Source organism: Paenibacillus cremeus (genome assembly GCF_007786445.1).
GTDB lineage: Bacteria > Bacillota > Bacilli > Paenibacillales > NBRC-103111 > Paenibacillus_G > Paenibacillus_G cremeus.
This window is the reverse complement of sequence record NZ_VNJI01000059.1, coordinates 1-19,740: the sequence shown is the minus strand read 5'-3', so window position 1 is coordinate 19,740 and position 19,740 is coordinate 1. Positions and strand designations below refer to the sequence as shown.

At 53.2% G+C, this 19,740-nt stretch carries 18 protein-coding genes; 4 read left to right on the top strand and 14 right to left on the bottom strand.

What is annotated here, in order from left to right; genetic code table 11:
• Window positions 1–33 precede the first annotated feature (33 nt).
• Both FPZ49_RS30165 and FPZ49_RS30160 read right to left on the bottom strand, forming a co-directional pair.
• Window positions 34–1,515: a sulfatase-like hydrolase/transferase gene (locus tag FPZ49_RS30165; protein WP_186446186.1), complete on the bottom strand. Its 1,482-nt coding sequence runs from the start codon at window positions 1,513–1,515 to the stop codon at window positions 34–36.
• 28 nt (window positions 1,516–1,543) lie between these two features.
• Window positions 1,544–1,774: a hypothetical protein gene (locus FPZ49_RS30160; protein ID WP_144854075.1), complete on the bottom strand. Its 231-nt coding sequence runs from the start codon at window positions 1,772–1,774 to the stop codon at window positions 1,544–1,546.
• 45 nt (window positions 1,775–1,819) lie between these two features.
• Here FPZ49_RS30160 and FPZ49_RS30155 point away from each other — a divergent pair, with 45 nt between their 5' ends.
• Window positions 1,820–2,401: an LOG family protein gene (locus FPZ49_RS30155; protein WP_144854074.1), complete on the top strand. Its 582-nt coding sequence runs from the start codon at window positions 1,820–1,822 to the stop codon at window positions 2,399–2,401.
• Between the two features lie 101 nt (window positions 2,402–2,502).
• On the opposite strand, the gene FPZ49_RS30150 is transcribed toward FPZ49_RS30155, so the two are convergent.
• The 6 genes from FPZ49_RS30150 to FPZ49_RS30125 all read right to left on the bottom strand — a co-directional run bounded on the left by FPZ49_RS30150 (window position 2,503) and on the right by FPZ49_RS30125 (window position 9,181).
• Complete coding sequence (locus tag FPZ49_RS30150; RefSeq protein WP_186446185.1) at window positions 2,503–3,294, bottom strand: SDR family NAD(P)-dependent oxidoreductase; 792 nt, start codon at window positions 3,292–3,294, stop codon at window positions 2,503–2,505.
• Between the two features lie 161 nt (window positions 3,295–3,455).
• Window positions 3,456–4,241, bottom strand: coding sequence for a phytanoyl-CoA dioxygenase family protein (locus FPZ49_RS30145; RefSeq protein WP_144854073.1), 786 nt, complete (start codon window positions 4,239–4,241; stop codon window positions 3,456–3,458).
• A gap of 53 nt (window positions 4,242–4,294) precedes the next feature.
• Window positions 4,295–5,170, bottom strand: coding sequence for a carbohydrate ABC transporter permease (locus tag FPZ49_RS30140; RefSeq protein WP_391563883.1), 876 nt, complete (start codon window positions 5,168–5,170; stop codon window positions 4,295–4,297).
• Window positions 5,171–5,183: 13 nt separating this feature from the next.
• Entirely contained in the window at window positions 5,184–6,158 is a 975-nt protein-coding gene (locus FPZ49_RS30135; protein ID WP_144854071.1) for an ABC transporter permease, read from the bottom strand.
• A 117-nt stretch (window positions 6,159–6,275) separates the two neighbouring features.
• Entirely contained in the window at window positions 6,276–7,955 is a 1,680-nt protein-coding gene (locus tag FPZ49_RS30130; protein ID WP_144854070.1) for an extracellular solute-binding protein, read from the bottom strand.
• A gap of 44 nt (window positions 7,956–7,999) precedes the next feature.
• Entirely contained in the window at window positions 8,000–9,181 is a 1,182-nt protein-coding gene (locus FPZ49_RS30125; protein WP_144854069.1) for a Gfo/Idh/MocA family protein, read from the bottom strand.
• 304 nt (window positions 9,182–9,485) lie between these two features.
• On the opposite strand from FPZ49_RS30125, the gene FPZ49_RS30120 reads away from it, so the two are divergent.
• From FPZ49_RS30120 to FPZ49_RS30110, 3 genes are all read left to right on the top strand, one after another.
• A complete protein-coding gene (locus tag FPZ49_RS30120; protein WP_144854068.1) occupies window positions 9,486–10,328 on the top strand; it encodes an AraC family transcriptional regulator in 843 nt (280 codons plus the stop codon).
• 148 nt (window positions 10,329–10,476) lie between these two features.
• Window positions 10,477–11,829, top strand: a complete 1,353-nt coding sequence (locus FPZ49_RS30115) for a sulfatase-like hydrolase/transferase (protein WP_261381688.1) — start codon at window positions 10,477–10,479, stop codon at window positions 11,827–11,829.
• A 95-nt stretch (window positions 11,830–11,924) separates the two neighbouring features.
• Window positions 11,925–12,509: a hypothetical protein gene (locus tag FPZ49_RS30110; RefSeq protein ID WP_144854066.1), complete on the top strand. Its 585-nt coding sequence runs from the start codon at window positions 11,925–11,927 to the stop codon at window positions 12,507–12,509.
• A 405-nt stretch (window positions 12,510–12,914) separates the two neighbouring features.
• On the opposite strand, the gene FPZ49_RS30105 is transcribed toward FPZ49_RS30110, so the two are convergent.
• The 6 genes from FPZ49_RS30105 to FPZ49_RS30080 all read right to left on the bottom strand — a co-directional run bounded on the left by FPZ49_RS30105 (window position 12,915) and on the right by FPZ49_RS30080 (window position 19,377).
• On the bottom strand, window positions 12,915–13,682 hold the full coding sequence (locus FPZ49_RS30105; protein ID WP_144854065.1) for an SDR family NAD(P)-dependent oxidoreductase: 768 nt from the start codon (window positions 13,680–13,682) through the stop codon (window positions 12,915–12,917).
• A 12-nt stretch (window positions 13,683–13,694) separates the two neighbouring features.
• Window positions 13,695–15,092, bottom strand: a complete 1,398-nt coding sequence (locus tag FPZ49_RS30100) for a glutamine synthetase family protein (protein WP_261381687.1) — start codon at window positions 15,090–15,092, stop codon at window positions 13,695–13,697.
• 9 nt (window positions 15,093–15,101) lie between these two features.
• Window positions 15,102–16,562: an NAD-dependent succinate-semialdehyde dehydrogenase gene (locus FPZ49_RS30095; RefSeq protein ID WP_144854064.1), complete on the bottom strand. Its 1,461-nt coding sequence runs from the start codon at window positions 16,560–16,562 to the stop codon at window positions 15,102–15,104.
• The gene (locus FPZ49_RS30090; RefSeq protein ID WP_144854063.1) at window positions 16,559–17,323 is read right to left on the bottom strand and encodes a gamma-glutamyl-gamma-aminobutyrate hydrolase family protein; all 765 of its coding nucleotides are present in this window, start codon (window positions 17,321–17,323) and stop codon (window positions 16,559–16,561) included. The genes FPZ49_RS30095 and FPZ49_RS30090 overlap by 4 nt, the downstream gene beginning before the upstream one ends.
• 138 nt (window positions 17,324–17,461) lie before the next feature.
• Window positions 17,462–18,397: a hypothetical protein gene (locus FPZ49_RS30085; protein WP_144854062.1), complete on the bottom strand. Its 936-nt coding sequence runs from the start codon at window positions 18,395–18,397 to the stop codon at window positions 17,462–17,464.
• A 29-nt stretch (window positions 18,398–18,426) separates the two neighbouring features.
• Window positions 18,427–19,377, bottom strand: coding sequence for a hypothetical protein (locus FPZ49_RS30080; protein ID WP_144854061.1), 951 nt, complete (start codon window positions 19,375–19,377; stop codon window positions 18,427–18,429).
• Between the last annotated feature and the right edge of the window lie 363 nt (window positions 19,378–19,740).

The window sequence follows — 19,740 nt, the reverse complement described above, 5'->3', positions numbered from 1 at the left end:
TTAGCGCGGGTTTTCCGCCTTGCAAGCCCTCGCTCACTCTGGCACCCGGCCGATCGCCAGCGCGGGACCAATATCCGCCGCTGCAATCGACGGATATTGATTGAAGATCCGGTCGCCGCTCCGCGCCGCCTCCTGCCACATGCGCTGATACAGCATCGTTTTGACCGGCAGCATGACCGGATCGTCCGCCACATTGTTCAGCTCGTACGGGTCCTCCTGCAAATCGTACAGCTCATCCAGATCAACCGGATTGTAGACAAATTTATACCGGTCCGTCCGCACCATCCGCTGGGTAAAATACACCTCCACGCCGTTGCACTGGTTGAACACGGCATCGCGCCAAGCCCCCGGCGCCACCGGCTCATCCCGCAGCCAGGGCAGCAGGCTTGCCCCCGCGCCGCCGGCGTTCAGCTCGCCCGCTTCCGCGACGTCCATAAATGTGGGCGCCCAGTCCATGATGCTGACCAGCGCGTCTACGCTGCGCCCTGGATTAACTATCCCTTGGGGCCAGCGCGCGATGCAAGGAATCCGGTACGTTTCCTCGTACGGGCTGATCCCCTTCAAAAACAACCCATGCGCCCCGCCGCTCTCGCCATGATCGGAGAGGAACAGCACGAGCGTATCGTCTGCCTGGCCCGTTTGCTTGAGCGCCTCCAGCACGTCGCCGAACAGATCGTCGACCATCGTGCAGTAGCCCCAATAATGCGCGATCGACTCCCGCACCTCCCGCTCGGACAGCTGGCTCCAGACGCGCCGCATCCGTTGGTACACCCGGGGCTTCGACTCCAACGAATCGCCATAGTTCGGCGGCAGCTCCACCTCGTCCGGGTCGTACATGGCGGCGTACTTCTCCGGAATCAGGAACGGATCGTGAGGGCCCAGCACCCCAACATACATGCACCATGGCTGCTCGGCATGCTTCAGCTCCGCCAGCCGCTCCTTCGCCTTCGTCACCACCCGGTAATCGCCCATTTCCTCATAGGACTGATCCGTGGTGCCGTACAAGACGTACTCGTCCCAGCCCGGACGCAGCAGCTCGCCCGGCTTGCGCTCAGACGGGTGCTTCACTTGAGGCACCGTCTGCCTCCACGAGTCGATTTTCGCCCCCATAAACACGTCCTTGCCGGCGGTCACCTTCAGCTCCTCCCAGCCGCGATCGCAAGGATTTTCCTCGGCCGAGATGTGCCATTTGCCGCTAAAATGCATCGAGTAGCCGGCGTCCTTCAGCTTTTCGCCGAACGTTTCTACGCCTGGATTGAGCCCTTTCTGAATCGCCGTGGCGGTGCAGACATTGTTATGAATGCCGTGCTGCGACGGATATAACCCGGTAAAAAAAGAAGCCCTCGACGGGCAGCAATGCGCCATTGTCGTGTAGGTGTGCGTAAAGCGCACGCCCTCGCGCGCAAACCGGTCGAGGTGCGGCGTCCGACACGGATGTGTCTCCCGAGTTACCGCCTCCTGCTGCTGATCCGTCATAAAAATGAGCACATTCGGCCTCCGATGTCTCCGTTCCATTTCACTCATCATCCTATCCCTCTGCTCTCTAATAGTTTACAATCGCAGGTCCGAAATCAGCTCTAAGCGTTGTACCCCATCGTCGTTCGCGTAAACACCTTAATGATAATGTATTCGTCCTCCCGCGTTTCAGGCTCTTTAAGTCCAGCTCATCCAGCCAGTCCTTGCGGTACATCGTGGCATTGCGGGCGATCATGATGTTCTCCTTGTCTTTGGCCGATTCTACACTCCAGGTCCTTGATTGCCTCCCTTTTCTCATATACAATTAATCCCAATCTTTGTTACAAAAAGGGGAGGTCAAATCATGAAAAGTATTGCTGTTTTTTGCGGCTCAAGTGTCGGGGCATCGCCGATTTATCGAGAAAGCGCTGCTGCCTTGGGCAAGGAGCTTGCACAGCGGGGGATCCGTCTGGTGTATGGCGGAGCGAACGTCGGCTTAATGGGAGCCGTGGCAGACGCTGTGCTTGAGGCCGGAGGACAAGTTGTCGGGGTGCTACCCTATTTTCTGCAAAACCGCGAGATTGCGCATCAAGGCTTGACGGAGCTGATCCTGGTGGATTCCATGCACGAGAGAAAATCCAAGATGGCGGAGCTCTCGGACGGCTTCATCGCTTTGCCGGGCGGGCCGGGTACGATGGAGGAATATTTTGAGATCTTCACCTGGGCGCAGCTGGGTCTGCATGCCAAGCCTTGCGGGTTGTTTAACATCAACCGTTACTTTGACCCTCTGATTTCATTATTCGACCGTATGCTCAGTGAACAATTTATGCAGGAAAAAAATCGCGCCATGGTCATCACGGATACGACTCCTCATGGCATCTTGCAGCAATTTGCCGCTTATACGCCTCCGGCCGTTAAAGCCTATCTCACAGAAGACCGAACCTAACTGGAGCCACAAAAAAACGAAAGACACGTCCCCAAGGCGACACTGCCTGAAACGTGTCTTTTTTGCTGCTTACCTTGCCACAACTTACTTCTGAACGTAACTCACTCCGGCAGTACCACACCAAGCGCGGAGAGCATGCCACCGTCGATTTTGTAATCGCCTCCGGTAATGAAGGACGCTCTTTCACTGCACAAAAAGGCAATCAGCTCCGCCACCTCAGGAATCGTACCGATCCGCCCGAGCGGGTGCATCGTGCCCCACGACTTCAGGATGTCCTCCTGCGTCTTCTCGCCCTTGAACTGCTCCGCCGAATGGCGCAGCATCGGGGTGTCGATTGAAGCCGGGCAGACGCAGTTGACGCGAATCCCTTCCGCCGCATGATCGACCGCCATCGCCCGGGTTAAGGCGTTGATCGCCCCTTTGGAGGCGCTGTAGGCTGCTACTCCTTTTTGCGCCATATAAGCTTGCACGGAGGAAATATGAACAATAGCGCCGCCCCCGCGCTTGCGCATTTCCGGAATCGCATACTTGGACGCCAAGTAGATGCCCTTCAGGTTGATGTTCAGCACGTCATCCCAGACGTCCTCCTCGGTGTCCACCACGGTGCCGTATCGCTGAATGCCGGCGCTGTTGACCAAAATATCGACACCCGCAAACGCTTCCACCGTTTGCCGGACCATGGCCTGTACTTGTTCGCTGCGCGACACGTCCACCGTCACCCCAAGCACGTTCGGATTGCCGGTTTCCTGACGTACCTGCTCCGCCGCTTCCTCGGCTCCTTCCCATGCTGCAATGACCATTGCTGCCCCTCCGGAGGCCAGTCGCTTGGCTGCCCCATATCCCATGCCTTTGGACCCGCCGGTTACAATCGCTACCTTCCCTTGAAACTCCACTGCCCATCCTCCTCTACGCACACGAGTAACTACTCCTAAATTATGCCAGTATGTTGGCAGCGCTGCCAAGCTCTATTTTTCCAGCAAGCATGCCTAATAACAAATGACAAAAGGCTCCCCCGCCCAGTAGATGAACTACCTTCGAGACAGCCCCATGCCCGTTAAGCTTCCGCTTCCTCCAGCTTTCCTTCATACTTATAATTCCGGAACCTCGGATTAATGCCGTGCAGCATCAGGCCTTGGCCCCAGTTGACGTGCTTATCGTTGGTCGGCGCATCCTCCGGATCACGTACCTGCACCAGAATGTTGCGTCGGAACCGGTCGCTCCGGTTGATCGGCGAGCCGTGAATCGTCAAATAGTTGAAGAACAGCACGTCGCCCGGCTCGGCGAAGCAAGGAATGCCGCTGTCGATCGGGTACTCCTTATGGTTCAAGTAATGGCTTCCCACGTGCGGCAGCGGACCCTGCTTATGGGAGCCGGGAATGACATGCACGCAGCCGTTCTCCTCATTGGTCGGATCCAAATGGATGCTGGCCAGCATCATGCTGTGCTTGCTGTGCGGGAAATACGGGTAATCCTGGTGCATCGGGAAAGCGGCGCCTTTTTCCGGTGGCTTGACCATCATCTTCGTGTGGTGCAGCTGCACGTTGTCTCCGATCAGCTTCGTAAAAATGTGAACCAAATTCGGCTGCGTAATCATCCGCATAAATGCCGCATCATGATATTGCACATCGTGGAAGCCTTTGAGCACCAGCTTCTTGAGCTCCTCCGGCGGGAGGTAGTCTCCCTGCCATGCGTGGCTGCGATCATATTTCGAGGCCGCCGCCCGCTGCAAGAACGTATCCACCGAGCCCCGGAGCGTCTCCACTTCCTCGCTGTTAAACACCCCTTTGACCAGCAAATACCCCTGCTCCTGATAAAACTTCACTTGGTCCTCAGAGATCATGTCCTTCCCTCTTCTCCCCTTGATTTCAGCCTTATCCAGCTAATGAATCCCGCTTATCCCTTCACTGCGCCAATCATAACACCCTTGGTAAAATATTTTTGCAAGAACGGGTAAACGACAATAATCGGCAGCGTAGCGACGATGATCGTGCAGTATTTAATAATTTCGCTGATCGCTTCTTTGTCGCTCCCGCTGGAGCCGGTGATCATGCTGTCCGTGCTGCTGTTGATTAGAATTTCGCGAAGGAACAGCTGCAGCGGATACGCATCCCGGTTGCGCAAATAAATCATGGCGCTGAACCAGGAATTCCAGTGAGCCACGGCGTAGAACAGGATCATAACCGCGATAACCGCTTGCGAGAGCGGAATGACGATTTTGAACAAAATGGTCAGATCGCCTGCTCCATCGATGCGCGCGGATTCCTCCAAGCTTTCCGGGATCGCCGCAAACGCCGTCCGCATAATGATCAAGTTATAGGTGCTGATCGCCCCGGGAAGAATGAGCGCCCACATCGTGTCGAACATGCCCAGGCTTTTGACCAGCAGATAGTTCGGAATGAGCCCCCCGCTAAAAAACATCGTAAACACGATCATCATCATTATTGAATCGCGCAGCATGACGCCTTTTCTCGATAGGACGTAGGCACCAAGAGCCGTAATAATGACGTTGATGGCCGTCCCTACTACCACATAAATGATCGTATTCGTATACCCCGTGATGATATTCGGATTTTTAAACACGCTGACGTACCCGTCCATATTAAAGCCCATCGGCCACAGCAAGATCCCGGAATGACTAGCCAATTCGGAAGGATTGCTCAAGGACGCCATAGCCACATATAGGAACGGATACAATGTAATTAAAGTCAGAAACAGCAGGAATGCGATATTGAATACGCCAAACACCTTTTCCGCTATGGTTTGCTTCATGGTCATCCCTCCCCTACCACAGACTGGTCTCGTTGACTTTTTTACTGACCTTGTTCGTAATGACGAGCAGCACGAAGTTGATCACCGAGTTGAATAGACCCACGGCCGAGCTGAAGCTGTAGTTCGCTTCGAGAATCCCTTTGCGGTACACATAGGTCGAAATGACATCCGAAGTCTCGTAGGTAACCGGGTTATAGAGCAGAAAAATTTTGTCGAAGCCGACGTTCATCATGCTGCCCATACGCAGAATGAACAAAATAATGATCGTAGGCATAATGCCCGGCAGAGTCACATGCAGCATCTGCTTGAACCGCCCCGCTCCGTCGATCGTAGCCGCTTCATACAGTGCTTGATCGATACCGGCTAACGCTGCCAAATAAATGATCGAGCCCCAGCCGACCTCCTGCCAAATATTCGAGCTCACGTAGATCGTCCGGAACCATCCGGGCTGCAGCAGCATCGCCGTGCGTTCAAAGCCCATAAACGCCATCAAATCATTCACAATCCCGTTGCGAGCGGTAAAATCCACGATCAGCCCGCAGAGCACCAGCACGGAAATAAAATGCGGCAGATAGGTGATCGACTGGACGAAGCGCTTGAAGCCGGCTTTGCGCACTTCATTGAGCAGCAGCGCCAAAATAATCGGAGCCGGGAATCCGAACACAATGTTATATATGCTAATAAGAAGGGTATTCGTAAGGATACGTCCAAAATAAACATCGTTGAAAAACGCTTTGAAATGCTCGAAGCCCACCCAATCGCTGCCTAAGATCCCTTTCATCGGGGAGAAATCCTTAAATGCGATCGTAGCGCCATACATCGGAACATATTGAAAAATAATATAGTAAGCAATGACAGGCAAAGCGAGGATGTAAATCATTCGGTTCTTGACTAGATCTCGTCTAAGTCTATGGACAAAGCTGGCTTGCTTTTTCTTCTCGTAGGCACTTCGGGATAGCGCCGCTTCGTGTGCCGTAATATTTTCCATCGTCCATTCTCCTTTGTTGCAGTTGTCAACGTTGAGAGAAGAAATTGGCGCAGCAGCCTTGACGTCCGGCTCCGCTCTTGAAGCGAAGCCGGCGCGCCTAGCTGCTACTCATCCTGCTTATTTTCTTGCCATATACCGGTCATAAGCGGCTTGTTGAATTTTGATCGCGTCCTCGATGCCCATCTGCTTTAACTTCGCCATATAATTATCGAACTCGGTGATTGGCACTTGTCCCATGATGATCTTCGAGAACATTTCGTCACGATAGGTGTTCACCTGCGACAGAACGGAGGCCATCTTCGTCGATTCCTCGATGGTCGGCGTAACGCCCGGCGGCATTGTCCGATCGTAGGAGCCTTCCTTCCACAAGCCGATAATTTTCTGCTGTTCAGGCAGTGCCATCCGCTGCTGCCAAATCTCCGGCGTCATGATGAAGGCAAGACCGCCCGAGCCTCTGGAATATTTGGACAATGCCTCGTCAATCGACAGCCCCTGCGGGTTGTTCGTAATCTCTGGGAGCAGCTGTGGTGAGCCGTTCACCATTTTGTAGCTTTGCCCTTCGATCCCAAAGGTATTGAGCAGGCCGCCTTCAGGGCTATAGCCATAATCCAGCCACATCGCCGCTTCTTTGGCATATTTGCTCTTCGCGGAGATGGCGACGCCGCCACCGCTGGCTACCTTAATTTCATCGATGTTGAAGTTATACGATTTCGTACCTTTTACATATGGAGGCACCGTACCGCCCAATTTGACCGACGGATCCTTCGCCTTCATCAGCTGCACGAAGCGTCCGAACGTTCCCGACGTCGAACCGACCCAAGAGCCTGCACGGTTGCCCATGACTTTGGCATCGAATTGCTTGGCGTCCGTGATCCCGAAATCCGGGTCAATCAAGCCTTCTTTATACCATTTGGCCAAGGTGGTGAGGGAATCTTTGTATTCAGGGGTGTAAGGCCCGTATTTGACTTTACCGTTGTCTACATAGAAGCCGTAGTTGATCCCCCAAGCTCGGACCCAGTTTTGCAGGTCGCCGGCACCTTTTGGCGCGAGTGGAATTTCGTCACCTTTGCCGCTGCCGCTCGGATTTTTCGTCTTAAATGCTTTTAGCACCTCGTACCAATCGTCGATCGTTTCCGGCTTCTTCAGGTTCAGCTTCTCCAGCCAATCCTCCCGGATCTGCCATCCGAAGGTTTGGAACGCAGGGTTCGGGTTCGGATTCACCTTGGCAAACTGATTCGGCGATTGCGCCTCAGGGAACACATAGATCGTCCCGTCATCGGTACGCAGCTGCTTATTCGCTTTCGGGTCGGAAGCCATGAACGCTTTGAGGTTCGGCGCATACTTGTCGACCAGATCATTCAGCGGCAGGATCACACCGTCCTTGATCGCTTTATTCGGTCCGCCATTGTAATCGTTGATCCAGTTGTAATAAATGAGGTCAGGCAGATCGCCCGAGGCCACCATTAGATTGAACTGCTCCTTGATTGCCGCCGCATCCATCGACGCCGGATGAATAAACTCGATATGGATGCCAGTCCGCTTCTCCAGCTCCTTGAACACGGCGATTTCATTGTAGTTCTTCATCGTAGCGGCGACTTTGGCGTCCATGGCAACGAACATTTTTAACGTAATCGGCTTGCTTACAATAGGCAATGGAATGGTCGATATGGCTGCTTCGCCGCTTTTTTCCGTGGAGCCCGTAGGCTTCGTAGCATTCGAGGTACAGCCTGAAAATACACTGACGAGCAAAGCCGCTGAAAGCGATAATGCAGAAAGTTTGCCAAGATTCCGTTTCATTGGACGTTCCCCCTATACTTTATTAGTAAAGCAGCTGCGAAAATTTAAGCTTGGGAAAAGCTAATGTCCATCGAGCCATCTTGCTTCACGGGTTTCTTGTATTTGGAGCTTTGGATGAGCTCCTTCAGCTTTGCCTCATACTCGTCGCCATCGATCGGCAATCTGACCGCACGTTCATTGAACGAGGACAGCATGATCGCATTCGCCAGCGTCAGCCCGTTGATTCCTTCCGGACCGTGGGCGATTAGGTCGCCGCCGCCATTTTGAATCGCTGCGATAAACTTCTCTGTCACCACGCGATGTCCGGTTGGCTGATTCACGTTGACTGGAATTTCGGTGTACCAATTTTCCAGGTTGCCCATCCGGCTGTCGGAATTTTTAATGAAGTCGATGCTCGATTCGCGTGTGCGGTAAAAGACGAGTTTATTGTCTTCAAAGATGAGCTTGCCGTACTCACCCACAATTTCCATCCGGTTCGATCCCGGTGTCTCCGCCGTCGTCACGATAAAGTGGCCCACCATGCCATTCTCATGCTCGAAGTAGCCGGTCACTTCATCCTCCACCTCGATATCATGGTATTTGCCGATATGAGCAAACCCGTTGATCTTCGACGGGAGGCCGAACAGCCATTGATACAGATCGAGATTATGCGGGCACTGGTTGGTCAAAATGCCGCCGCCTTCGCCTGCCCAAGTTGCACGCCAGTCACCGCTATCGTAGTATAGCTGGGAGCGGAACCACTTCGTATTAATCCAGGTCGCCCGAATCAATTTGCCGAGCTCGCCGCCCTCCAGAATGTCTTTGATTTTTTTATGGAAAGGATAGGTTCGCTCTTGGAACATGATGCCGAAAATCAACTCAGGATAAGTTTCCTTGGCCTGTTCATAAGCTTCAATCGTTCTCTTCGCATCGTTCACATGCACGGCAATCGGCTTCTCGCACAGCACGTGAATGCCTCTCTGGAACGCCTCGATCGAGATGGTTGTGTGATCGTAATGCGGAACGGCAATCAATATCGCCTCGATGCCGGATTGATCGAACATCTCCGTGTGGCTGTAGTACGCTTTAGTCTGGTATTGCGCTGCCGCTTTGTCTGCCTTTTCCCGCACCACATCACACACGCCTACGACTTCCACCGTATCCATTTGCGTCAAATACCGGAGATGGCTGCTTCCCATTCCGCCTATGCCTACGACACCTAATTTCACTTTGCTTTTCAGACTCATAGCTAACCTCCATGGTTATAGATTGACTTGCCCCCGGTACTCGAAAGCGTATACAATTTGACTAGTAGTATCTGGAATAAAGCGCTTACTCTGCTATTCTAAAATACAACGTCAGAAATCGTCCTTGTTTTTTGTGATTAAAAACTAGGTTTTTGTGCATCCCAGTTTCACCAATAATAGCCATATTTTCAGCAAAATGTGCAAGGAAAGTGGCATAAAGTCTATATTAGGCTAGTCATAGGAACCGACCTTTTGTCTACCATTTGCCTACAACCATTCCGTTTTCAAAAGTGAGGGAATTGCGATGAACTTGGCCTATGAACGTATAGACGACTGCATTCGGTACGACTATCAGCGGTATGATCCAAACCCCTGTAATGTGAATTTCCATTTGCATAACGAGTTTGAAATTTACTTTCTCATCTCGGGCGATGTGAACTACTTTGTGGAAAAAAGCATGTACCCGATCAAGTACGGCGATGTGATGATTACGAACAACCAAGAAATTCATAAGCCTTCGTTTCGAAATGACCACTTGTACGAACGGATTTCGCTGCAATTTGCGCCGCATATCGTCCGCTCATTCAACTCCCCCCGGCTGGATTTATTAGGCTGCTTTCTGAATAAGCCGAAGGGCCAGCATAATAAAATTTCGCTCTCCTCCAGCCAGCTGAAAGAGCTGCTGCGCCTGTTTTCTCAATTCGAGAATCTGAAGAACAATGCCGGATATGAGATTTTGAAGCTGAATTATCTGATCGAGGTGCTCGTGCTGCTCAATCTGGTGTTCAAAGACGTGAATCGCCTGGATCCTCAGACCGCGATGCCGGACCTGCTCATTGCGCTGCTCGACCATATCGACATGAATCTGGACAAGGATCTGTCGCTGGAGTCGCTGTCCGCGAAGTTCTACGTAGACCGGTTCTATATGGGGCGCGTATTCAAAAAGCACATCGGCAGCAACATCCACGAATACATCCTGTTCAAGCGCATCTCCAAGGCGAAGGAAATTTTGGCCAGCGGCGTCAGTGTCACGGAAACGTGCGAGCGATGCGGGTTCAACGATTACTCGAATTTCCTCAAAATGTTCAAGCGGACCGTAGGCATCTCTCCTGGGAAGTATAAGAGTTCATTAGGAACAATTTTGTAAGCGAATACATTTTATGTAGGGGCTGATTCGTAGAGAATTCGGCTCCTTTTCTCGTTACTTTAGTATAATTTAATATTTGATCTGCGTTATAATTGAAGCGTGACAACAACGAGGCACTGTTTAACGATCTTAAGGAGGTAGAACGATTTTGAGCCAGCCAAATATTATCGTTTTTTTTACCGATCAACAGCGCTGGGATACGACCGGCGTTCACGGCAATCCGCTGGGACTGACCCCGAATTTCGACCGTTTGGCACAGTACGGCACCCATGTGGAATATGCGTTTACATGCCAGCCGGTGTGCGGTCCGGCACGCTCCTGCCTGCAAACCGGTCTGCACGCCACCGCCACCGGCTGCTACCGCAATGGCATTCCGCTGCCGGATTCGCCGAAGCCGCTTGCGCAGTATTTCAATGAGGCGGGATATGACACCGCATACATCGGCAAGTGGCATTTGGCTGCCACGCGCACATCGCCTGTTCCGGTTAAAAAGCGTGGAGGCTACCGCTACTGGCTAGCTGCTGACTCCCTCGAGCACACTTCCGACGCGTATGACACGGTACTTTTTGATAATGACAACCACCGCGTAAAGCTGCCCGGTTACCGTGTAGATGCTTTAACCGATGCCGCCATTCGGTACATCAACGGCCAGCAAGAGAGCGATCAGCCCTTCTTCCTGTTCATGTCGTTCCTCGAGCCGCATCACCAAAATCACCGCGACGATTATCCGTCCCCGGACGTATACCGCAATACGTATCAATCTCGCTATACTCCACCGGACTTGGCAGCGCTTGGCGGGACGGCCCATCAGCACCTCGACGGCTACTACGGCATGGTGAAACGGCTGGATGAAGCGCTCGGCCGCCTGATGGATACGCTGAAGAGCTTGAACATGATCGACAACACAATCGTGCTGTTTACGACCGACCACGGCAACCACTTTAAGACGCGGAACGCGGAATACAAGCGCTCCTGCCACGAAAGCTCGATTCGCATCCCGATGGCGATCACCGGCCCTGGCTTTACCGCTCGCGGTCGCTTCACCGGGCTGACGAGCCTAATCGATATTCCGCCAACGCTGCTGGATGCGGCCGGCATTCCCGTTCCTGAGCATATGCACGGGACGAGCGTGCTCTCTCGCCTCGGCAAGCAAGGGGCAGAAGCCGGCGACGAGGTGTTCGTTCAGATCAGCGAGTCGTGCGTAGCGCGGTCGATCCGGACGCGGCGCTGGAAATACTGCGTCGTAGCGCCGGACAAGCATCCTGTGCAGGATTCGTGCTCGGACACCTACGTCGAGCAATTCCTGTACGACCTGGAGGCCGATCCGTATGAGCTGACGAACCTGGCCGGGTTCGAATCGCACGTGGAGGTGTCCCGTGTGCTGTCAGAGAAGCTGATTCGGCATATGGTTTATGCCGGTGAGGCAGCACCGACGATTGTTCCGGCGGCAGCGGTAAAATCCGGCCAACGCCGCGTAGCGGAAGAGGAAATTAAATTATAGTTAATTCGACCAAGTATGGCATTTTTCTCCTTCTACCATAGTGTCCCTTCGAATAGATTGAGTAGCGAACTCATACTTGATCGGAGGGATTTACAATGACTATGGGAAGGGCATACCGAGCGTTCGCGGTAATCGGGATTGCAGGGGCCATCATTTCGATCATTGCCAACCTGCTGAGATGGGTTTCGCCAGACGACTTTCTGGTGCGGAATCTAGCCAGCGCCATCGGACTAAACCTGCTCGTCTTCGGCTTTTTCAGTTCGTATCTGGTACTGTCCAGCAAGCTGGGCCGCTACGGGCTGATCAGCTTTATCGTCGGGCTGCTGGGGATGCTGTGGATCTGTTGCTTGGTCTGGGGAGTCGCGTTCTTTGGACCGGTCCTGCAAGGGCTGGATCATACGTTTACTTCGCACAAACCAATACCCGAGATGACACCGCCTCTCAGTAGTGGGTTTTTGAGTGCGGTGCTTCTACAAGGAGTCGGCATGATCTTGTATGGTATTGCGCTCATGCTCTCCCGCACCGCCTTGCGCTGGCCCGGTCTGCTGCTGATCGTTGGAAGCGTCTTAGGGTTTGTGATGGTGGCTGGCATTGATGTGTTGGGTCCAATCCTGGAAAATCTGGCGTTCATCTGGCTGTGCAAACAGGTGTTGCAGGACGGTGAATCGGAAGCTAGTTGAATGGCATGGCGAGGTCACCTGCCCTCGAATAGTTGATTTACTCGCCTTGATCTCGTCGATGGGTAATGCCACTAACATCATTATGATGATTGATATAGTCGAAGACTTGCTCTTCAAAAGGAACTTTATGATTGTCACTCACACTTTCAATATGGTATGATTTGTTATAGAAAGACCGAGTGCGGCAAACACTCGGCCATACAATTGGCTTGAATGGGCTATCCCTTCTTGTCAAACAGGGCAAAAACCCACCTTCGGCGGAGAACCTTGGGGTGGGTTTTTACTTTCTCTTGTAGTTATTACCGATGTATGTTAAAAGAGCTACAGAACATAAGTTCGTGTAATATTACTAAAAAAGCCGCAAAGTCATAACCGACCTTGCAGCTAACCTCCCTATAGTCCCTCTCAAAAATAATTGCAAGTAATCCCCCCATCGATGCTCATGATCGCTCCATTCGTCCAATCCGACTCGTCCGAGGCGAGGTAGATCGCGCAGTTCACGATATCCTCCGGCTTCCCGAAGCGACCAGTGGGTTGACGTCCCAATCGAATACGCCTTGCCTCTTCATCCTTCAGCAGCCATTCGGTCAAGAGCGGGGTCTCAATCGGTCCAGGGCAAATAGCATTTGTGCGAATTCCCTGCGGCCGGAACTGGATCGCCAGCGAACGGGTGAGCGAGAGCACCGCGCCCTTGGAAGCCGTATACGCATCCTGCGGTACACTGCATCCCATCAAAGCAACGAAGGACGCGATATTGATGATGGAGCCTTTTTGCCGTTTCTGCATTTCCGGTATGACATATTTGCAGGTAAAAAAGATCCCCTTAACATTCACCCCATACACCCGATCCCACACCTCCGCCGACGTATCAATGACCGAATGATCGTCCGCAGGCATAATGCCGGCATTGTTATACAGCACATCAATGTGCTGGAAGCGCGCAACCGTCCCCTCCACCGCTTCCCTGACACTCCGCTCCTCCGCCACATCGCAGGCAAAAAAATCCGCCTCTCCCCCCTGCTCCCGGATGAAACGAACCGTTTCCTGCCCGGCCTGCTCCTGCACCTCAAACACAGCGACCTTGGCCCCCTGTCCGGCAAACAACAGCGCCGCCTTCCGCCCCATGCCACCGCCCGCTCCCGTAATGATGCATACTTTATCCCGCAAGCGCATCTCCCGTTCCCCCTATCCCTGTTCAAAATACCGCGACCGCTCCCAGTCCGTCACGACAGCATCAAAGGCTTGCTGCTCCACCCTGGCCATATTGTAATAGTGCTGCGCTACCTGCTCACCGAACACCCGCTGCACCACCGGGCTCTCCCGCCAAAGCTCCTTCGCTTCGCCGAGTGTCGAAGGAATTCGGGGCAAATCGCATCTAGCATACGCATTGCCTTTAAACTCTGGCGGGGGCTCCAGCTTGCTCTCCACGCCATACATCCCCGCGCCGATCATGGCCGCATAAGCCAGATAAGGGTTCATGTCCGCTCCGGGGATGCGGTTTTCGATGCGCAGGCTCTGCCGCTCCCCAACGATGCGAAAGCCGGACGTTCGATTATCCACGCTCCAGACCAGTGAGACCGGAGCCCAGCTTTCGGAGGCATACCGTTTGTAGGAGTTAATATTGGAGGCGAAACAAAGCGAGAAATCCCGCGTAAACGCCAGCACCCCGCCCAGAAAATGACGTATGCTCTCCGACATATGGTGCGGCTCTGCCTGAGGATCGTAAAACAGATTTCGCTCCTCTTCGGCATCCCACATGCTGATGTGCAAATGGCCGCTGGATCCGGTCCACTGGTGATGCGGCTTCGCCATGAAGGTGACGGCGCAATCGTGCTGGATCGCGATTTCTTTGACCCCATGCTTGAACAGCAAATGCCGGTCGGCGGAAACAAGCGCATCCCCGTACAGCAGGTTCATTTCGTGTTGGCCAGTATACGCCTCGCCCTTCGACGATTCAATGGGAATCCCAGCTTCAATCATCTGATTCCGAATCGTACGGTAAATAGGTTCATTGCGCGTCCCCTGCAGCAAATGGTAATCCTCATTGTAGTGGCCCGCTGCCTGCATGCCAGAGTAGTTTTTTCGATAAATCGCATCATACGGCTCCTTAAACAAGTAAAACTCCAGCTCACTGGCGGCTTTGAAGCGAACGCCTTTTTCCGCTGCCTTCTCCAGCTGTGCCTTTAAAATCGTGCGCGGTGCGATCGGGACTAGCAACCCGGTTTTCTCATCCAGCACATCACAGAGCACCATCGCCGTTTTGTCGAGCCAAGGGATCATCCGCAGCGTCGTCCAATCCGGTGCCGCCAGCCAGTCGCCGTAGCCGCTCTCCCAGCTCATCAGCTGATAGCCGGTCGGCGTGTTCATCGCCATATCCGTCCCCAGCAAGTAGACGCAAAAATGCGTCCCCTTCACAATCCCCTGCCGCAGCACATAATCTCCGGTCAACCGCTTGCCCATCAGCCGCCCTTGCATATCACATATAGCGAGGATCAGAGTATCGATGCTTCCACCACGGATCGCCGCTTCCAGCTGCTCCAGCGTGAGCATACCTTTCACATTGCTTTCCTTTTCCCCCATCATGCCTTCCCCCTACTCCACCAGAGTCAAGGAAACATACTTCAGCTCCAGAAACTCATCTAATCCGTGATGGCCTCCCTCGCGCCCCATCCCACTTTCCTTTATGCCGCCAAAAGGAGCCTGAGGAACGCTTAACGACGTCCCGTTCACCGCCACCATCCCGAATTCCAAGCCCTCGCTCATCCGGTAAATGCGGCTCAAATTCCGTGTAAATACATAGGCAGCCAGCCCGTAAGGCGTTTCGTTACAGCGGTCCAGCACCTCCTGCTCCTCATCAAAAGATGCAATCGGAGCCACCGGACCGAAAATTTCCTCCTGAGTTAGAGCCATGTCTGCAGTAACTCCGGCTAAAACCGTTGGCGCATAAAAATATCCCCGCTCATAAGCGGCACCCTCTATGCAGTGGCCCCCTGTAATCACCTGCGCGCCCTTCGCCTTAGCGTCAGCAACGAGCTGCGTAACTTTGGCACGAGCGGGTTCATCAATCAAAGGCCCCATCTGAACCCCCGGTTCCGTTCCAAGGCCAACCTTCAAGCTTCGAACGCGGGCCGCAATCTTGTCGCATAACGCCGCTTGAATCTCCCGCTGCGCATAAATCACATTGATGCCGTTGCACACTTGCCCGCAGTTTTCGAACTTATTGCTGACGATCGCCTCCGCTGCTAGATCAAGGTCCGCATCCGCGAACACGATGACTGGCGCATTTCCTCCCAGCTCCAGGGACAACCGTTTGACCTGATCGGCCGCTTTTTGCATGATCCGCTTGCCAACCTCCGTTGAACCGGTGAACGAAATTTTGCGCACTCGCCGATCTCCGAGCAGCGTATCTCCGATGGCCGCCGCATCGCCGGTGACCAGATTGGCCACGCCGGGCGGAAGCCCCGACGCGATTAACTGCGCAAACATCGCGATTGCGATAAGCGGTGTCTGCTTGGCAGGCTTCAGCACCACGGTGCAGCCCGCAGCAAGCGCCGGCGCCACCTTGCGCGCGACCATCGCCGCCGGGAAATTCCATGGCGTAATCATGCCGACCACGCCAACCGGCTGGCGCCACACCATGATGCGCTGCTGCGCACGGGAGCCCGGCAGCGTCTCCCCGTAAATGCGCTTCGCCTCTTCCGCATACCAGCGGATAAACCGGGCCGAGCCCTCGATCTCGCCCTCCGCTTCCTCTAAGGGCTTGCCCTGCTCGAGCGACATCAACAGCGCAAGCTCAGCCTGATGCTGAAGCAATCGATCGGCCCATCCATGCAGCACGCGTGCTCGTTCCTCCGGCAGCGTCCGGCCCCAAGTCTGGAACGCCTCGGACGCCGCATCAATGGCTTGCAGCGTCAGCTTTTTCCCGCCTTTGGGTGCTCTACCGACCTGCTCTCCTGTTGCGGGATTGACAATCTCGAACGATTGTGCCAGCCTCACCGGCTCCCCGTTAACCCATGCGAAATTCCACCGTTCCAAGGGACCACTCAAGCTCATGCCGAACACCCACCTTCACTTCGGATTTGCTCCAATAACCAATGAAACGGAATCAGCCCTTCCTCATGCTTCACGGACAGCATTTCCGGATGCCACTGCACGGCAAGCAGCTGCGGATGGTCCGGATGCAGCAAGCCCTCCACGATCCCGTCCTCAGCCACCGCCGCCACCTGCAGCCCCTCGCCGAGCTCGTGAACGGCCTGATGATGATAGCTGTTCGTGCGAATTTCATCCGCTTGATACAATCGCTGAAGCAGCGGGGACAGCAGCTGAACCCTATGCGCCAAATACCACCGCGGTGCACGTGAAAACTGATGGGACAGCACCTGGTCCGAATAGTCCGCAATATCCAGGTACAGCGTGCCGCCAAAAAACACATTCAAAAGCTGCATCCCCCGGCAGATCGCGAGGATCGGCTTGTTCAAGGCCAGCGCTTCTCCGAGCAGCTGCAGCTCAAAAAGATCCCGCTCCGGCCGGATCGTCCCGCAGCGTCCATCCGGATGCGCTCCGTACAGCGTAGGATCCATGTCCTCCCCGCCCGCCAGAACCAGCCCATCCAGCCGCTTGATGATCGACCTGGCTGTTGCCGGATCTCCGACCGGAATACCGATCGGAATGCCCCCTGCTTGACTCACCGCGTTAATGTAGTCGTGCCCGATGACGCTAAAGCCCTGCCCTGCAAGCCCGCGAAACTTGCCTCCCACACCTTCCTCTCCAAGGACATGGTACCCCGTAATCCCCACGACCGGTGTCCCTCGCATGCTCACGCCCCCTTTTTCCGCGCTGTGGTAGTCCCTATCCTAAATCCATATTCGATTGGAGTGCTTGTTATACTTCACTTGGGGGGGAATTTGGCTGAGCAAAGCAAAAGAAAAAAAGCCTGCCTCACGGCAGACTCCTCACAAATATATCCAAAACAAGCCCATATACAACGTCAGGGTCAGCATCGCAAGCACATACACAGAGTACGTCTGCATAGCGGCGATTCGCCCGTCGTTGTTTTGATTTTGCAGATAGGTGACGTACACATTGACAAGAATGTAAATAATCAGCACCGAATAGGTAAGAAACATGAATTTATCTAAAAACGTAAGATAGCTGACGGCGGGAATGCGGTCGACCAGCTTTTTGAAAAACATGCCCGAGGCGATAAGGGCGACGTTGGTGATTTTGGATCGGATATGCAGCTTGTCCGGCCCTAGCAAGAAGCTTAACAGACAAACCAAGATAGTAAACGATACCGAGCTGAAGGTTTGAAAATAAGCATTGAACCTGTTCTTGCTGACAGTCACGGCAAACCGAAACTGAGAGTATCCCTCTTTAAAAACGGGATAATAATGCTCTTTGACGTCCACCGCCAAGGCGCCCAAGCTCCATCCTGGGAGGCTGTTGCCCTCATCGATCCCGGATTTGCTGTCCAATGGAACAAACACCATGTGCTCCGTAGATTCCACCTTGCTCTCCAGGCGAATAGGCAGCTGCTGGCTGTCAAACGGGTACTTGCTTAGGTCGACTTTCGTCGTCAAATCCGCTGTGATCCGATAAACCTTCACATACGTATCCGCTTCTTTGTAGTCGTCAGTGGTATTGATTTTGCGCGGCGTGCCGTTTACAAACTCGAAGCTGTCGTCCTGGATCGGCTGGCTATCTTTGATGGTTAGGTAAAAATCGGCTGTGAACGTCCCCTCATTGATATCCAGAGCCCCGAAATTGAGCACATACAACCCGACCCCGACTTCCCTTGGGCGTTCCGGCTGCGACTGTGCCATGACATCATGACGGACGAAAAGCAGCAGAAGTATAGCGATCATGAGCGTTCTCAGTGCTAGTTTCAAAATCATACCCTCATTCTGCGATTCTCTAATTAAATCAGAAAGACAAAAAATACGATATAAGCCGCCGGAACGCAGCTGAACAGACCGACTTTGGCCTTTCGGTCGAAGCTGACCATTCGGCTGTCTTTGCTGCTCAGAAGCTTATAAATATAAACGTTGAGGCAAATGCACGCGAGTAAAATGAAATACGTCAAAAACATAAACTCATCCGCGACGGTCGCATAGCTCACTGGAGGCAGCTGATTAAAGATCGAGATATGGAACATCGCAATGGCGACCAGCAAGGAGCAAATGATTTCCAGCCGCGTCGTCACTTTATCCGGTGCAATAATGAAGATGACAAGCGTAATCAAGATCGTAAATAGGACGGGCAAAAACGTTTTGATAAACGAGTTGAACCAAATCTTCGTGATATCCACGCTAAACACATACTGCGAATATTGCTGGTTAAACACCGTGTAATTATGCTCATTTACCTTGGTGCTCCAGCCCTTAATCGTCCACCCGGGAAAGCTGTTATCCGCATCGATGCCCGTCTCGTCCGCGATCGGCACATACTTAACCTGCGTGTTATCCTCCTGCGTGCTTTCCACGACAATGGGCAGTGACTGCTGGTCAAACGGAAACTTCCGAAGGTCCGTCTTCGTCGATTGCGTTGCGATGATGCGATAAATTTTGACGAATTTGCCGTCCGAATCGTTCTTGGTTTCGATCAAATCCTGCTTCGACACACGTCCGTTCATCACCTCGAAGCTCTTGTCTTCAATCGGCTGCGTATCCTTGAGCGTCAAATAAAAGTCCACGTTAAACGTCCCGCTCGTAATATCCAGCTTCCCCATGCTTAGCAGATACAGGCCGACGCCGACCTCTCTCGGGCCTTTATCTGAAGCTGCACTTGCTTGTCCCGTCAGTTCCCCCCTGCCGCTGAGCACCACTAATACGATGACCAGCATAACCAACACTTTCATAACCTGTTTCACGTTGATCCTCCCCTGCCATATACCGCAAGCATCTACTGAATTGGTTCATAAAGCCTATCGAATTTATTAAATCATATGCCAAAAGAACTAGGTATTCAAGAGCTATTTTGGGCAAAAATGAGGTAATTTGTCGAAAAACAAAAAGACCGTCCCGGAAATTGGAGGCCACTGAAGAACTTACGTTTTTTTCCTGGCCGGCGAGTTCAACCAAAAAGAAGACATTTATTCCCATTTTGTAGAGGAGATGTCTTCTTTTTTTGACCCTATTCGGTTGTATTCCTCAATGATCCTTAGTCGGCTATTCTCAATATCCGCTTTAGATTCACCGCAAATATGGCCATCGCACCTTGCAACTGCATGCCA

Excerpts from the sequence above, each read along its gene's own strand:
- FPZ49_RS30165 (WP_186446186.1), bottom strand. The coding sequence starts at position 1,515 with ATGGAACGGAGACATCGGAGGCCGAATGTGCTCATTTTTATGACGGAT.
- FPZ49_RS30160 (WP_144854075.1), bottom strand. The coding sequence starts at position 1,774 with ATGAGAAAAGGGAGGCAATCAAGGACCTGGAGTGTAGAATCGGCCAAA.
- FPZ49_RS30155 (WP_144854074.1), top strand. The coding sequence starts at position 1,820 with ATGAAAAGTATTGCTGTTTTTTGCGGCTCAAGTGTCGGGGCATCGCCG.
- FPZ49_RS30145 (WP_144854073.1), bottom strand. The coding sequence starts at position 4,241 with ATGATCTCTGAGGACCAAGTGAAGTTTTATCAGGAGCAGGGGTATTTG.
- FPZ49_RS30140 (WP_391563883.1), bottom strand. The coding sequence starts at position 5,170 with ATGAAGCAAACCATAGCGGAAAAGGTGTTTGGCGTATTCAATATCGCA.
- FPZ49_RS30135 (WP_144854071.1), bottom strand. The coding sequence starts at position 6,158 with ATGGAAAATATTACGGCACACGAAGCGGCGCTATCCCGAAGTGCCTAC.
- FPZ49_RS30130 (WP_144854070.1), bottom strand. The coding sequence starts at position 7,955 with ATGAAACGGAATCTTGGCAAACTTTCTGCATTATCGCTTTCAGCGGCT.
- FPZ49_RS30125 (WP_144854069.1), bottom strand. The coding sequence starts at position 9,181 with ATGAGTCTGAAAAGCAAAGTGAAATTAGGTGTCGTAGGCATAGGCGGA.
- FPZ49_RS30120 (WP_144854068.1), top strand. The coding sequence starts at position 9,486 with ATGAACTTGGCCTATGAACGTATAGACGACTGCATTCGGTACGACTAT.
- FPZ49_RS30110 (WP_144854066.1), top strand. The coding sequence starts at position 11,925 with ATGACTATGGGAAGGGCATACCGAGCGTTCGCGGTAATCGGGATTGCA.
- FPZ49_RS30105 (WP_144854065.1), bottom strand. The coding sequence starts at position 13,682 with ATGCGCTTGCGGGATAAAGTATGCATCATTACGGGAGCGGGCGGTGGC.
- FPZ49_RS30100 (WP_261381687.1), bottom strand. The coding sequence starts at position 15,092 with ATGATGGGGGAAAAGGAAAGCAATGTGAAAGGTATGCTCACGCTGGAG.
- FPZ49_RS30095 (WP_144854064.1), bottom strand. The coding sequence starts at position 16,562 with ATGAGCTTGAGTGGTCCCTTGGAACGGTGGAATTTCGCATGGGTTAAC.
- FPZ49_RS30090 (WP_144854063.1), bottom strand. The coding sequence starts at position 17,323 with ATGCGAGGGACACCGGTCGTGGGGATTACGGGGTACCATGTCCTTGGA.